The organism is Adhaeribacter radiodurans, from assembly GCF_014075995.1.
Taxonomy (GTDB): Bacteria; Bacteroidota; Bacteroidia; order Cytophagales; family Hymenobacteraceae; genus Adhaeribacter; species Adhaeribacter radiodurans.
Map to the genome: position 1 here is coordinate 1459690 of NZ_CP055153.1, position 15772 is coordinate 1475461.

At 43.0% G+C, this 15772-nt stretch carries 8 protein-coding genes; 4 read left to right on the plus strand and 4 right to left on the minus strand.

Annotation, left to right across the window (positions count from 1 at the left end; all coding sequences use genetic code 11):
- Window positions 1-88: 88 nt before the first annotated feature.
- Both HUW48_RS06225 and ggt read right to left on the minus strand, forming a co-directional pair.
- On the minus strand, window positions 89-1261 hold the full coding sequence (locus HUW48_RS06225; protein ID WP_182414861.1) for a dipeptidase: 1173 nt from the start codon (window positions 1259-1261) through the stop codon (window positions 89-91).
- Window positions 1262-1457: 196 nt separating this feature from the next.
- On the minus strand, window positions 1458-3170 hold the full coding sequence (gene ggt, locus HUW48_RS06230; RefSeq protein WP_182414862.1) for a gamma-glutamyltransferase: 1713 nt from the start codon (window positions 3168-3170) through the stop codon (window positions 1458-1460).
- A 741-nt stretch (window positions 3171-3911) separates the two neighbouring features.
- Here ggt and HUW48_RS06235 point away from each other — a divergent pair.
- The 4 genes from HUW48_RS06235 (at window position 3912) to HUW48_RS06250 (ending at window position 8977) form a co-directional block, all read left to right on the plus strand.
- Window positions 3912-4166, plus strand: coding sequence for a cyclic nucleotide-binding domain-containing protein (locus HUW48_RS06235; RefSeq protein WP_182414863.1), 255 nt, complete (start codon window positions 3912-3914; stop codon window positions 4164-4166).
- Window positions 4167-4215: 49 nt separating this feature from the next.
- Entirely contained in the window at window positions 4216-4503 is a 288-nt protein-coding gene (locus tag HUW48_RS06240) for a Crp/Fnr family transcriptional regulator (RefSeq protein ID WP_182414864.1), read from the plus strand.
- Between the two features lie 204 nt (window positions 4504-4707).
- The gene (locus tag HUW48_RS06245; protein WP_182414865.1) at window positions 4708-5250 is read left to right on the plus strand and encodes a hypothetical protein; all 543 of its coding nucleotides are present in this window, start codon (window positions 4708-4710) and stop codon (window positions 5248-5250) included.
- A 400-nt stretch (window positions 5251-5650) separates the two neighbouring features.
- Window positions 5651-8977 carry a choice-of-anchor tandem repeat GloVer-containing protein gene (locus tag HUW48_RS06250; protein WP_182414866.1) on the plus strand — a complete coding sequence of 1109 codons (3327 nt, stop codon included), beginning with the start codon at window positions 5651-5653 and terminating at the stop codon, window positions 8975-8977.
- Between the two features lie 440 nt (window positions 8978-9417).
- On the opposite strand, the gene HUW48_RS06255 is transcribed toward HUW48_RS06250, so the two are convergent.
- Together HUW48_RS06255 and HUW48_RS06260 are read right to left on the minus strand one after the other, a co-directional pair.
- Window positions 9418-10797, minus strand: a complete 1380-nt coding sequence (locus HUW48_RS06255) for an aspartate kinase (RefSeq protein ID WP_182414867.1) — start codon at window positions 10795-10797, stop codon at window positions 9418-9420.
- 144 nt (window positions 10798-10941) lie between these two features.
- A complete protein-coding gene (locus tag HUW48_RS06260) occupies window positions 10942-15669 on the minus strand; it encodes a DUF3320 domain-containing protein (RefSeq protein ID WP_182414868.1) in 4728 nt (1575 codons plus the stop codon).
- Window positions 15670-15772: the final 103 nt, after the last annotated feature.

A 15772-nucleotide genomic window follows, 5' to 3' on the forward strand; every position in this document is an offset into this window, starting at 1 on the left:
CTTAGGCTTTTCTTTGGGAACGAAGTGAAAATTTAATTTTGAAATGAAGCAAATAATGGGTAAGAATAGCTGTTTTCCTGATACCGTTTTAAGGTTGATTGGCTTCCCAGGCCCGGATAAAATTACCACCTAAAATTTTCTGAATGTCCCGTTTGCGGTAGCCTCTTTCTACTAAACCTTTAGTAATATTCGGAAACTGCGAAACATCTTCTATGTCTTTCGGGGAAGACGAAATGCCATCAAAATCGGAACCTAATCCTACGTGATTCACGCCCACTAATTTAACAATGTAATCAATATGGTCCAGGAGCAGGGATAAGGGTGGGCGTAAGGCGTAGGTTTCTGTGGGGTACTTTTTAGTAAAATACGAAGCCACATCTATTCCGCTTATTTTTTCTAATGAGTCTAATTCTGGTTTATGGGCATCCAGAAAAATTTTAGTGCGTTTATCATAGTCCGGATCTATAAAATCAGAAGCAAAGTTTACCTGAATAACGCCCTTGTTTTTAGCAATGGCTTTAATTTGGTTGTCTTTTAGATTGCGGTGGTGCGGACAAATGGCATAAACCGAACTATGCGACGCGATGATAGGCTTAGTAGTGGTTTGGATTACATCGTAGAAAGTTTGTTCGCCTACGTGGCTAACATCTATTAACATGCCCAGCTCGTTCATGTGTTTTACTATTTTTCGGCCAAAGTCGTTTAAACCTTTCTGCGGGTTTGGGATTTTACCGGTAGACTCATCGCGCGAAGAAGTTGCCCAGGAAGTAGAATTGTTCCAGGTTAAAGTCAGGTAACAAACTCCGCGGTGAAACAAACTATCCAGGTAAGTTATATTATCTTCGATCATGTGGCCGCCTTCAACCCCAATCATAGCGGCTAATTTTTTATGCTTTACTACTTTCCGCAAATCGGAGGGAGTGTTAACGAATACCATTTTATCCGGGTTTCGCTGGGCAATGGCTTCTAGCGAATCTATTTCAGTGTTGGCATATTTAAAAGCAGTGTTTTTGCCGTACGTTTCATCGCACCAAACGGCAAAAACCTGAGCATCTACCCCGCCTTTTTGCAATCGTTTTAAATCAGTATGCGCTTTACCGGTTAAATCTTTTTCAATGGGCATTCCTTCCATTATGGCGCCGTACAATACATCATTATGGGTATCCACCAAAATCGCCTTTTCGTGCCATTTCTGAAAGTCCTGAGCTTTACCAGGATTTACTAAAATCAACAATAAGAAAAGTAAGAGAAAGTATTTCATTTTGACATTTACCATTTACCATTTACCATTTAACAGAAACTAATTTCTAACTATTGTTACCAGTTACCAAATGCAAAATTTAAATAGATAAACTCATGTAAACATAATTTAAGAGAAATGGAAATCAAGGCGAATAGAAAACTGTATTTAGTAAATTATTAATTCAGTAAATGCTTATTGGTAAATGGTAAATGTATTAATGTCCTACTGCTTTGCCGTCGAAGCTTCGGGAATCGGCTCCTCCGTATAAACGTTTTTTACTATGATCAATGAATATGCCCATGGCCGAACCAATATTGCCGGTAGAGTTAATCCGGTGCCCCAGGCCTTCGTAAATTTTGCGGGTATCCGGCGAAAAGCCAAAGCTTTCAAAAGAGGTTACATCGGGCAACCATTGGTGGTGTATCCGGGGCGATTCAATGGCTTCGGCTACGTTCATTCGATGATCCAACACGTTTAATATAACCTGCATGGTAGTGTTGATAATAGTGCGGCCGCCGGGGCTACCAATTACTAATATTGGTTTACCATCTTTTGCTACAATGGTGGGCGTCATGCTGGATAACATTCTTTTTTCGGGAGCTACCAGGTTCGGAGGAGTCCCAATTTGCCCTTGGCTGTTGGTTACTCCCGGTACCGGGTTAAAATCGCCCATTTCATCATTTAATAAAAATCCGGCCCCAGGTACCACTATTTTAGCGCCATAAGAATTTTCTAAAGTATAGGTGAGCGACACAGCGTTCCCTTCCTGGTCTACCACCGATAAATGCGTTGTTTCCGGACTTTCGGGGCGTAAGTAAACAGCTGCAAACTTGGAAGAATCGCTCACGCCCGCCTGGTTCAGGTTAATGGATTTCCGGAGCTTTTCGGCGTAAGGTTTAGAAATTAACCTTTCAATGGGCATGTCCGGGTTAAAATTAGGATCACCGATAAATTGCGCTCTATCGGCATACGCCCGGCGCATGGCTTCCGTAAGCAGATGTAAATAATTGCCAGAATTTGAGCCCATTTCGGTAAGGTTGTATCCTTCCAGAATATTTAACATTTCTACTAAAGCTACTCCTCCGGAGCTGGGGGGCGGCATAGAATAAATATCATAACCCCGGTACGTACCATGAATAGGTTTTAACTCTTCGGCTTTATAGCTGGTCAGATCTTCGTGGGTAATCAGGCCGCCATTGGCTTTCATAAAATCTACCAGAAGTTGAGCCGTTTTGCCTTTGTAAAATCCATCGGCTCCATGTTTTTGGATGCGTTTTAAACTGGAGGCCAAGTCTTTTTGCTTCCAATTTTCGCCGGGTTTGTATTTGGTTTCTCCATTTTTTAAAAAAGCAGCGGCCGTAGACGGATATTTTTCTTTGTTCGCTTCTATGTTTTCTAAAAAGTCTTGCATGGCCCAGGTAGAAGAAAATCCTTTTTTAGCCAGCTTTACCGCCGGCGCTACTAATTCGGCCCATTTTAATTTACCTAATTTTTGGTGCGCTTGGTACAAGCCGGCTACTGTACCCGGAACTCCCACCGATAAGAGACCTTCGTGGTTAGAGTTATTTTTTATTTTTCCGTTTTCATCTAAGTACATGGTGGAGGTAGCCGCTAAAGGAGCTTTTTCGCGGAAATTAAAAGTAGTTTGTTGGCCATTGTACCCATGATATACCAAAAAACCACCTCCCCCAATATTACCCGCCGAAGGCAAGGTAACCGCTAAAGCAAAAGCTGTGGCTACGGCGGCATCTACGGCGTTGCCTCCTTTTTTCAAAATTTCATCACCTGCCTGCGAAGCCAGGTAATGGCTGCTGACTACCATTCCTTTTTCGGCCGGAGCGGGTAGGCGGCCGCTTTGGGAAAAGGAGACGCGAGTATTAAAGAATACAATAAACAGGGTAAGAAAGAAATGTAAAATGGACTTCATGGTGCGAACTTGCTTTGTAATTTTTATACGATACCTTTCTTTATTCAATCTCTACTCATAAAAACTTCTTCGCGCAATAGGAATATTGTTTACGGGCAACCTGGTTAAAGATATGCAACAAAATATTTTATTGCATGATACTCCCTCAAAGTAAAAAGATGGAAAAAATGAATAATTCTTTCAGAATCAAAACTTGCTTTTAATTGATTTCCGAAGTGTAAATACGATTAGAATATTTTTAAAGAGCAGTGCTTATTATTTATTTAAATTGAAAAATCTTTAAAAAAGAATTTTCAAGCGTTTACTCTTCTTATGGTTTCATTTTCTGGTTTATGAGCTGCATGGTCTGAAATGGATTTAAAAAGTATTAGCAGTACTATCCATTATTGATCAATTACTAAACCCCGAGGATTTATCCGGGTCTTCTATTTAGAATTTTTTATTCATGCTCTATCAAGTTAATCGAACCAACAAATAAAGTAATTGAATAAATATAATTTACTATAATTAAGGTCGGTCTTTTAGTAAATAATATTGGTATTCAATGGATTAATTACAAAAAAAAGACTGGCATCTATTATCTGAATACTTGGGTTTCTCTATTGATTATCTACTAGAAGAAATGAAATTTGAATTTGATTTTTTTAATAAAATTTATAACTTAGGTATCCTGATTTAGTAGTGTCAATTACTTACGCTTCTTCCTGTTTTATCCGGTTTACTATAATTTTTTAATTATCCATGACTGAAAAGCTGAAAGTTTTTTGCAAACAAATTGGTGGCTTGTCCGACGAAGACTTGGCCTTGGTTGATGTGTATTTTAAACCGGTAAAACTCCGGAAAAAAGCTTTTTTGTGGCGGTCAGGAGAGGTGTGCAGCCTAATCGGTTTTGTTAGCCAAGGTGCCATCCGGCATTTCTTTTATAAAGAAGGAGAAGAAAAAACCTGTGGCATTTCTTTAGAAAACATGTTTTTTACGGACTATAATAGCTTTTAATAATCATGTATCTACGCATACTAACTCGCAGGCAATAGAGGATTCTGTGGTGCTCACCATTACCCGGCCCAACTTGCAATTGCTTTATCAGCAAAGTCCCGGCTTCGAATTTTTAGGAAGAATAATGGCCGAACGGGCCGTGCAAAGTGCCTCAGAGCGGGCCGCCGCACTTTCGTGCGATACTCCGGAAGAACGTTATCTTTCTTTAATGACGCAAAATCAAGACTTGTTCCGGCGGGTGCCGCAAAAATATATTGCCAGCATGTTGGGTATCAGCCCCGAAAGTTTGAGCCGCATCCGGAAAAGAATTTTATCTCCCGCTAAATTCTTAACTTAAGTCAAGAATTTTAAAGGTTCCACCCCCTTAGTTTTGTAAGTAAATAAAGCTATGATATTCAATAACCTACCACCCAGGATTTTATTCGATTATCGCTGCTTCGTTATTATTTAACTTAAAACTTACACCATGGAACAAACTTTAACCATTCAATCGTCAGCGGAAACAACCGACAACAACCGAGCTTTTCTGAAAGCCTAGAAAATGAACCACCTTGTAGCAAATACGCTGGGTTTAGCTTTACTACATACCCTTATTGCACACGGCTTCGGTGGGGCGCACGGGGTTTCTTTAACAGTTGTCCAATTGGTATGGCATACTCTATCTATTGTAATTTTTGCTTTACTGCTCAACGGGCTGCAAAACAAAGCTTTGCAGCATAAATTTGCTCGGCCTACCTTTGCCGATGCAGGTTATTTTGCGGTGCTGATTCCCCTGTTTTTTTGGTTGGGATATTACACCTTGTACATTCCGTTTGATATTATTTTTATGTACCTCACCATTGGCATCCTCAACGCCTGGCGGTTGAAAAAGTATTTTGCGGATGCTAAAAAATGGACCTGGCAAATAATACTATCTCTGGCCATTGGCGCAGCTTGTGGTTTTGGGGCTTACTTTGGTTTTATCAAAAATATGACCGGCATGGGAGCGGATATTCTTCTTTGGACTTTTATTAGTATTCCTGCTGGGTTTACTTACGCTTCTATTAGTCAGTTATTTTTGCGCAAACAATTGCATTTGGTTTAGCAAACAAACCATCTGTTACGATATAAATACATTGGTAATAGCAACTGTGCTATTTAGGTTTAAACTCAAAAACTGGTTTATAATTTAATGTAAAAGCCGATTTGCAAATTCTTTTTATTTAGTTGTAAGCTGCTGTTAAAGAATTAGATAATTTTTTGATGGAAGCTTGCAACCATTTATTTTAAAATTAACTCTCTAGTCTAAATTAAACCCTTATAGCTTATAAATCAATTTGTTAATTCCTGTTCTATTTACTGTGCTAGCCATAAAACTACTTATGTAAAACAACAAACAATCCCCACCAGGGTAATAAAATAGTAATTTTTGATAACTCGGCTACACTATATTCTTCTCCTCTAATTCTTAAACATTTAACAATCCACAAACCTATTCTTTAACTATGAAACATCTTTTACCTTCCCCAAACCGGAAAAACACTTTCGAGGGAAGTTCAATTCTTCAATGGTTGGTATACAACCTTTCTAGTACTTTGTTTCTACCTCGTTTGGTGCCAGTCAGAATTGCAGCAGTACTGCTTGTTTTATTTACAACCTTTCAGGTTCAAGCGCAGGAGGTTCTACTGGGGCTCACTTCTGATTATGGTTTACAAGGTGGGGGAACTGCCTTTTCCATTAAATCAAATGGTACCAGCTTTGCCGTTCATAACACCTTTACCAAACTGGGTTCTAACCCAGGCGGAGAGCTGATTCAAGGCAAAGATGGTAACTTTTACGGGATGACTGCTCGCGGAGGCGCCAGTAATTACGGAACCATCTTTAAAATGACCCCGGCTGGTAAGATTACCATTATGAATAGTTTTGCTGGTTATGATGGTAACGCCCCGGGTGGTAACAATCTTATCCAGGCCTCTGATGGCAATTTTTACGGCATGACTTCCTCCGGCGGACTGAATAACGAGGGAGCAGAACCGGGGGTAGCTTTCAGAATGACTCCGGGTGGCGAGTATAAAGTTATCTTTTCCTTTATCAGGCACCTAGGCTATCGGCCCTACGGCGATTTAGTGGAGGGTACGGATGGCAATTTTTACGGGATGACATATTACGGTGGTACTTTTGATAAGGGCACGGTTTTTAAACTTACCCCAACAGGTACGCATACCGTGCTGCATAACTTTAATGGTACTTCCCGGGGCGGTTGGCCTACGGGCAATTTAGTGCGGGGTAACGATGGCAATTATTATGGGGTTACCACCAGCGGCGGCGCTAACCAGTTGGGAACCATCTTTAAAATAACTCCAACTGGAACCTTTACTTTGTTGCATACTTTTGAAACAGCCACCGGAGGTACTCCTATTGGTAGCCTGACTAAAGGCAAAGATGGTAATTTCTACGGAGTAACTACGGCTGGGGGCGATAACTTTAGTGGTACCATCTACCGAATAACTGCTACCGGAGACTATAAGGTACTCCATCACTATGGCTTCGATGAAATTGGCGACACACCCAAAAGAAGTCTGAAGCTGGGAAAGGATGGAAATTTTTACGGTACCACGATGAATGGGGGAGACTGGTTCAACGGCACCGTTTATAAAGTAACTCCAAGTGGTACCGTAAGTGCCTTGCACCCTTTTTTACCTTCAGAAGATGGTGGACGGGCGAACGGTCTGATGCAAGCTTCCGATGGTTATTTGTACGGCATGAACGAAATCGGTGGACCCCAAGGTGATGGCGTTATCTATCGTATTTTACCCAATGGCAGTAATTTTAAAATATTAGTAGACTTGCCGGGTACTTTTGGCGGGGTAACTCCCCGGGGTGGCTTAGTACAAGGCCGCGACGGCTTTTTCTACGGCATGACTGAATGGGGAGGAGAGTATAATCACGGCACTATTTTCCGGTTGTGTTCCGATGGCTCCTTTAAAATCTTAAGGTCATTAGATGATGTAAACGATGGAGGATATCCCCGGGGCGACTTAATGTTGGGAAAAGACGGCAATTTTTACGGCTTAACCAGCCATGGCGGTGTTAATGGCAGTGGCACCTACTTCCGGATAACGCCTAAAGGTGATTTTAAAGTATTATATTCTTTCCAGAACGACGATACCGGCTATTCGCCCTGGGGCACTTTGCTAGACGGGAACGACGGGTATTACTACGGCATGACAAATGCCGGAGGTTCGTTTTTAGCGGGCGTAATTTTCAGGGTAACTCCATCCGGCGAATATACGGTAATGCACAGCTTTGATAATTACGAAGATGGTTCCTCGCCCAGAGGAAATTTAATTAAAGGTAAAGACGGGAATTTTTACGGCCTTACCAATGTAGGCGGCGATTACAATACCGGTACTTTTTTTAAGATGGCTCCCGATGGTACCGTTACTAAACTGCATTCTTTCTACCAGTACGACGATGGCGATTTGCCGGCGGGTAGCCTGGTACAAGGTAAAGACGGTAACTTTTACGGCATGGCAGCGCGGGGTGGTAAAAATGGACATGGTACAATTTTTAAATTTACCCCCGCCGGAAAAATAACCGTTTTAAAGTTTATGACGGATGAGATCTCGGATGGCGCTAACCCGCAGGGTAGTTTAATAATGGATAAGGTGGGCAACTTTTACGGTTTAACCTGGGGAGGAGGACATAACTTTAGCGGTGTTATTTTTAAAATTACGCCGGACGGTAAGTATACCATTCTGCACCATCTGGATGGCCCTACCGAAGGTAGAAGTCCTTTTGGCAGTCTGATTTTCCAGAAGTCAAACCCAACGGCATACGCCCAGAGTGTTACCACAGCGGTGAACACAGCTAAGGCCATTACCTTAAAAGGAACCGGTGGTAGTCCGTTGGTCTACGAAATTATATCCCAACCAAAAAATGGTACCCTAAGTGGTTCCGGAGCCAAACGCACCTACACGCCTAACTCTAATTTTAATGGTTCCGATACCTTTACTTACCGGGTAAGCTGGGGCTGCCAAAGTTCTACCGTTAAAATTATTACCATTCAGGTAGGTAAAGCAGTGGCCAGCACCATCCGGATTAATACCGGAGGAAGCGGTTTAACTACTTCGCTGGGTAACTTTAGTGCCGATACTTACTTTACGGGCGCAACAGATGTTTCTTCAACTGCTTCGGCTATTGCCAATACGACTAATGAGGACTTGTACCAGGATAATCGCCGGGCCAGTGCGGCCGGAGGAAGTTTCCAGTATGTTATTCCGGTAACTAACGGCACGTATACGGTAAAACTCCACTTTGCCGAAATTTATTATTCTGCAGCCGGACAACGCAAGTTTAACGTCACGGCGGAAGGGGCTATTTGGTTAACTAATTATGACATATACGCGGCCGCCGGCGGGGCACGCAAAGCAGTAGTGGCAACCCGGAACGTGACCGTAAGCGATGGTACCCTCAATTTAAATTTCATCTCTACAGTAGATAAAGCTTGTGTGTCGGCTATTGAAGTGCTGCCTGTTTCCGGAACAGAGCAACTGGTGGCGGATATACCCACGCGCGAGGAAAGCGAATTAGTAACAAACCTTTATCCCAATCCAGCTACTTATAAGTTTACGGTAGATTTAAAAGTACCAACAGAGCAAATTAGTACTTCTATTCTGGATGCCTCGGGTATTGTAGTAAAAGCAAATATTCAAATTAGGGTAGAAACCGGTAAACTTGAATTTACCGTTGATCAATTACCACCCGGGTTGTACACGCTACTGGTTAATTATAACGGTGGTCAGCAAATCTTACGGTTTATTAAAAAGTAAGCATTGGACAAATCAGAAAAATAATTTAATCAATCCTATTAAAAAGAAAAGGGTTACTCAACTAAGTAACCCTTTTCTTTTAAAGCAAACTACTGTATAAAGTTGTTTTTAATCTTACACATCTCTATAAGGTCCTATAGCCTTCCTTCAATATGGCTCCCTATGGCGCGGAAGTTACTTCCGTGACTTTCCTCGCGTTTTGCCGAAAAGTTAGTAAGTTGTATCACGCAACGAAGAAAGTACTTGGGTAAGGCACGGAAGTAACTTCCGCGCCATATTAAAAGGTCATATTAAAGGATTATCATCTACTAAAGGAACTAACCCGAGAAAGAGATTGGCTGTTCAGAAAGTAGGTATAGCGCTTTGTTAAATCTGTATACAACAACTATAATAACCATCTTTTTCCCCAACTTAGCCAGGAGAAAAAGATGGTTATTATTTTAAAAAAACATAGTTTTATTCAAGGCTACTACGGCAGATTTAAAATCCTCGCGGGCAACTACAAATTGTACGTTCACTTTTCGAAGAGAGAAACCGGCGCTTTTAATATTAATGTTGTTTTCCGCTAAAGCTCCGGCAGCTTTGGCCAACACACCCGGCTGATCGATGTTAGAACCAATCATGCACACAATAGCTACTTTTTCAACGGTTACTTCCTGAAATTGAGCTTCCAGGGCTTCTACTAATTCAGATTTATAATCTTTTTCCCAGATAACCATGGAAATACTGTTGGCACTGGTAGCTTTAAAAATATAGCTGATGTTAAACTGGTGAAAAGCCTGCATTACAGCAAAGTCGGAACCTACCGTTCCTACCATAAGAGGGTCGTAGATATCCAGAATAATTACTTTATTAGTACCCGTTATAACTTCTACGCGCTTGTTTGGCCAAACGTAATCGCGGGTAATTAAGGTACCCGGATGATCGGGTTCGAAGGTGTTTTTAATGCGCAGGTCGATACCGCTTATTTCCAAAGGCTTGCTGGCTTTGGGGTGAATAGCTTCCATGCCCACGTCAGCTAATTGGTCGGCTACATCGTAATTGGTATTTACCACAGGAACACAATTTTCTAAACCTACCAAAGCCGGATCAGCCGAGGAAAGGTGATATTCTTTGTGAATGATAGCTTCTTTGGGTTTTAAAGCCACCGCCACTTTGCAGAAAGTTACCTCGGAATAGCCCCGGTCAAATTCCCGCATAATACCTTCGGTACCTTTGGTGTAACCAGTAACTATGGTAATGGTTTTGTCAAAATCTATACCTTTTAACGAATGAGCAATGCGCTGATCGATGGTGTAAGGTTCGTGATCGTGGAAACCGCTTAAATCCACTAAAGTAGCGTGTAAACCACGGTTTTGCAGAATATTAACAAAGTTAAAGGCCGAATGGGCTTCTCCAATAGAGGCTAAAATTTCGCGGGCGGCTTGTAAAATACTTTCGGCGCTCACGTAACCAGAGGCCAAAACATTTACCAGATTTTCTAAAAATAACTGTGCTTCGTGCAGGCGTTGCTGAATAAAATCATTGGCTACCTCCAGGTTCAAACCCAGGTATTCGTAACTTTTATTTATTTCTTGTAGCTTCTCAGACACTAGGTTTAACGACTGGTGAAAGTCTTTATGCCCTACAATGTGGTGGTAAACGCCTGGTTCACCGGTTTTTTTATTCTCGAGGAGCAAATTGGTTACTCCTGCAAAAGCCGAAACCACAAACACCCGGTTATATAGTTGATCACCAGTTCGGCCGTGGTAAATTATATTTTCTAAAACTTTGTCCAGCGCACTCATACTAGTGCCGCCAATTTTTTCTACTGTTAACATGTGTTCCGAAAAGAAAATTATATATTATGTAATAAGTATTTGCTAAAACCTGAACTTCAAAAATACTAGTTCATTGGCAATTTTAACTATATTTTATCAGTCATTTACTAGACTTACGCTTTCAAGCTGATTTTATAAGTGTTTCTAAGGACGGGCTTTTACAATATGATCTTCCTGCTGAGCTAAGATTCCGGCTTGTAGCAGTTCTTCTACCAACACTTCAATTTGCTCCCGAATATCGTCCGTTACCCGCAGAAAGCCCATTAATTTAGCAACTGTGGGTGCCACTTCTTCGGTAGCCAGACCGTAAGATTGCGTAACCACTTTTTGAATGATTAATTTGATTTCGGCCGCCGGAATAAAATCTATGTTGCGGGAGGAAGCAGGTAATTGACTGCGATCGCGAAGGGGAGGATGCGCCATGGTGGGTAACCAAAGAAAATCTTTTTCCCGCCGGAAAACTCCCTGCAGGATACCAAAATCAATGGCCTGTTCTACGGCGGTTTTTACCCGGGGGCCAACTTTGGTTAGTGCGCTTGCCTCGGCTAGCCGCCGGGTAACTTCAGTAATATGTACCGGACTTTCTACCTGCACTATCTGCCAAATCCAATCGGCCAATTTAGTAGTGGGCACTTCTGCTAACTCTGGATTTACTAATTTTACCGGAACAGTAGCCACCTGGTAAAGCGGCAAGCCTGTGGTTTGCTCCTGATTGGTAACGGCCTGCCGGGTTATTATGGGTTCTTCCTGGTTGCTTTTATTTACCGTTCCTTTTGATGGAGTATTATTTAATGCTTGTTCTATTGCCGAAATCAGACGCTTTAATTCTGCTTCAGGGTTCCGGAACCAATCGGTACTCCAAACGTGGTACAAATTCCAGCCTAAGCTTGCCAAAACGGACTGGCGCAACCGATCCCGGTCGCGGGCCGAACGAGCACTATAATAAGTGGCACCATCACATTCAATTCCTAAAACATAACGGCCGGGTTGCTGTGGATCAACCACGGCAAAATCCACGTAAAATCCGGCGGAGCCCACCTTGGGTTTTAACTGATATCCTTGTTGGGTTAAAGCATCGTAAATTACTTGCTCAAAAGGCAAGTTATCTGTTTCTGAGGGTAAGGCATTGCTGTTTTCGTGGAGTAAGTGCCCGTTTTTAGCGTAAGTCAGGAAAGTTTTAAAAGCCTGTACCCCGCGGGAAGGTGTGCGGTTTAAATCAATATCATCGGGTAATAAATTAGTAAATATTTCGCAGCGCAGACGGGCACGGGTAATTAATACGTTTAAACGCCGTTCGCCGCCCGTACTATTAAGTGGCCCGAAATTCATGGTTAAGTTACCGTCGGCAGTGCGGCCGTAGCCGGTACTAATAAAAATTACATCGCGTTCATCGCCTTGCACGTTTTCCAGGTTTTTCACGAAAAATGGTTCGTTTGGATGAGCCTGAAAATAAGCTTCGGTTGCTGGATCGGCTTTGCGTAAAATCTCGAGTTGGTTAATTATGGCTTGCATTTGCGACATACTAAAAGCAGCTACTCCCAGCGTTAATTCCGGATGAGTACGGGCGTGCTGCATAATTGCCTGGGCTACAGTCTCGGCTTCCTGCGGATTAGTGCGCGTTTTTCCGCGGTGGTAAAAGGTGTGCGGCAGATGATGGTACAGTAATCCGATTTCTTTTCTGGCGGCATCCGGGCTCGGGAAAATAACTAAACGGTTTTCGTAAAATTCCTGGTTCGAAACCGCTATTAGCGATTCGTGGCGGCTACGGTAATGCCAGCGCAACATGCGTTGCGGTGCACCCTGAGCGGCAAACAAGCCCAGTATACTTTCTACATCGGTGGTTATATTTTCTTCGTCGGCTTCTTCTTCGTTTACCAATGAATCGAAAAAACTCGTTGGCGGCATTTGTTTGCTATCGCCCACTACTACCACTTGTTTGGCCCGCAAAATGGCTCCAAACGCATCTACGGGTTTTACCTGACTAGCTTCATCAAAAATTACTAAATCAAATTGCAAGCATTCGGGTGGTAGAAAGTTGGCAATGGAAAGTGGCCCCATCATAAATACCGGTTTAATTGCCTGAATAGCATTTCCGGCCTTAGTCATTAATTGCCGAATAGGTAAATGGCGAGCTTTTTTTTCAAATTCCCGGCGCAGAATACCTAATTGCCCACCGGCCTGGTGCAAAGGTAAATGCTGCCAGTGCGCCATTGCCAGCTTTGCCCGGTTATACGCCAGCATTAAGGTATCTAACTGGTTAAACTTTTGAATAACCTCTTCGTGACCTGCCCGCTGGAACTGCTGCAATGCGGGCCGTTCGGTATAAGCTTTTTCCAGGAGCGCTTCCAACCAGGTTTGCTGGAAAGCCGGATACAAATAACGAGCTGCTTCGGGCCAGCTAGTAGCACGATTAGTAATTTCCTGCAAGCCTTCTTGTTGTAACCTAACGGTTAAATTATTCCAACCTACTATTTGGTGCAACTCAGGTAAGTGAGATTGCCATTGTTGCAACAGCCCTAATTGTTCGGTAAAAGATTGTTCCCGGAAGTAATTATCCTGACCAAAGCGGAGAACTTCATCCAGCAAGAGCAATTGTTTTACCTCGGCTAAGCGGGTGCGGTAGTTTAGTAAATTCTGCTCTATTTGCTGTGCAGTTAGTTGTAAAGAAGGTAAATTTGGTTCGCTCGCCAGAAACTCAAGAACTGTCTGGGGAATAAGTTGGTTGGCTACATCCTGATGTATTTCGGTAAGCCAGTTTTTTATTTTCGTTAAATGCAGCCAATCGGAACGTTCTCCGCGCCATTGTTTTCCAAAAGTAGCCTGGCCTAATTCCTGATGTTGCTGGATAATTTTCTGCTGTCGGTTCGCTTCCAGGATGGCATCTACTAATTTTAATTGCTCATTGGTATTATCCGGCAGAATGGTTTTACTTAAACCGGCCAGTTTTTTCTTGCTTCGTCGGTAAGCTCCTGACAAAAAATTCCACCATTTTTCACCATAAGCAATTATATTTTCCCGGATTTCTAAAGCTTCGGTGGTAGCTGTCCAGGCTTCGGGCAGCAGCTTATCCTGAAACTGGGTCTGGATAGTGGCAAAGGCTTTACCCGCAGTTAGCAACTGCTCTAAGTCGGCTTGTTGTTGCAGCCAATTATTTGTTTTTACCGCTACTCCCGCATAATCCGGACTTTGGAGCAAACGATTTACTAAAGTAACCAACGCCACTGTTTCCGAAGAGTTAATTGGGAGCGGTAACATAACAATAAGGGCTAATTGTTGCGCCTTTGGTTGCAGGGTAGTTATGGATTGACGGCCAGCCTCTAAAGCTCGCGTTAATTGGTTTTCATCGGCGGGCAATAATTGCTGACGTTGGCTGCCCCAAAATAGTAAATTTATAGGTTCGCCTAGTTGTTTTAGGCGAGCTTGTAATTCTTGCACCAGCGCATCGCGGCGGCGAAATTCATCGCGCGACCAGTTAAGCAGGGTAGGCAAAGCAAAACGGGGCAAATCTACTTGTGGGTACTGTTGCCGCAATTGCAAAAGTTCGCCGTAAACATGGTAAGTAGTTAAATCGCTTTGGGCAATGGGCTGGTTTACGGCTTCGCAATAGTTGTTCAGGCGTTCACGCAGTTGAATTAGCAAATTTAGTTCGCTTTCCTGTTCTTTTACTTTGGGTTTGCCTAAGTCCAGGGTGCGGGCGAGTTCTTTGGTTACTTCTTTTTTGTTCGTTTTGTGGCTGTGCAGTTCCAAACAAGCTTCGCCTAGGCCAACTTTATCCAGCCGCCGTTTTACTACTTCCAGAGCCGCCATTTTTTCGGCCACAAACAACACGGTTTTTCCTTTACCAATCGCTTCTGAAATTAAATTGGTTATGGTTTGCGATTTTCCGGTACCGGGCGGTCCCTGAATTACTAAATTACGACCTTGGTTTACGTCCAGAATGGCCAGCGTTTGCGATGAATCGGCGTCTACTACCTGGCGCACTTCGGCGGGATTTAAATGTGGATCGAGGTGATCTTCGTCGGAAATAAGTGGATCTGGCTCCTGAAAGCCATCTTCGTGCAGCAAAGCTTGCAGCAACGGGTGCTGCGCGGGACCTGCTTCTTCGGACCAGTTAGCGGCATCCAGGTCGTTGTACATCATAAACTTCCCGAAAGAGAAAAAGCCCAACGCAATGGCCGAAGAATTAATCAGCCAACCTTTCCGCCCCACAATTTCCTTCCAGACTTCATCAAAGTAAGCGGTTACATCTACTTCTTCGGTATCGGGCAGTTCCGGAATCTGCAAGCCAAAGTCGGCTTTCATTTTAGCAATTAAAGATAAATTTTCGCCTACTTCACCGCCGGTGTACCGCAACTGAAACCGCTCCCGCGCCGAGGAACGCGTTAATTCTACAGGTATTAACAGCAATGGTGCTTGACGCGGGTCCTCGGTATTACCAGCTTCGTACCAGGTTAGCGCGCCCAATGCCAGGTACAGAATATTGACGCCTTGTTCTTCCACAAAAAGCCTGGCCGCATGATACGTCTGCAATAAGCGGTTTTCCAGTTTAGGTATTGTTTCGCGGGTTTGCAGTTTATTGTCGGTTTGGGCCGGCGTTATAGCTATTGACGCACTGGGTATTTTCTCATTTTCCGGAGTATTTTGTTGGGTATTCAGGAGGCTGTTCGCCGTTTTGCTGTCCATGGACAGAAAGGTCATGGCTTTGCCTTCCAGCACAAGTAATCGGTACACCTCGGCGGGTACTTCATTTACTATTTCTACCCCTTTGGCTTGCAAAGGCCGATAATGGAGGAGCGGATTACGTAAACTTAAATCGAGCAAATCGCGGCGCGAAGCTTCTAGGCGGGCATTTACCTGGGATGCGGCAGTCATAGGAAAAGATTCAGATTCTATGCGAATCTAAACGTTTTCTGGCAACAAAACCGGTATTTTCTTCCGGCATATATTAGGTATTTTATAACTGGAATTAATAAGT

Bases quoted from the DNA above. Each gene is read 5' to 3' on its own strand.
- HUW48_RS06255 (WP_182414867.1), bottom strand. From the start codon at position 10,797: ATGTTAACAGTAGAAAAAATTGGCGGCACTAGTATGAGTGCGCTGGAC.
- ggt (WP_182414862.1), bottom strand. From the start codon at position 3,170: ATGAAGTCCATTTTACATTTCTTTCTTACCCTGTTTATTGTATTCTTT.
- HUW48_RS06225 (WP_182414861.1), bottom strand. From the start codon at position 1,261: ATGAAATACTTTCTCTTACTTTTCTTATTGTTGATTTTAGTAAATCCT.
- HUW48_RS06260 (WP_182414868.1), bottom strand. From the start codon at position 15,669: ATGACTGCCGCATCCCAGGTAAATGCCCGCCTAGAAGCTTCGCGCCGC.
- HUW48_RS06245 (WP_182414865.1), top strand. From the start codon at position 4,708: ATGAACCACCTTGTAGCAAATACGCTGGGTTTAGCTTTACTACATACC.
- HUW48_RS06235 (WP_182414863.1), top strand. From the start codon at position 3,912: ATGACTGAAAAGCTGAAAGTTTTTTGCAAACAAATTGGTGGCTTGTCC.
- HUW48_RS06250 (WP_182414866.1), top strand. From the start codon at position 5,651: ATGAAACATCTTTTACCTTCCCCAAACCGGAAAAACACTTTCGAGGGA.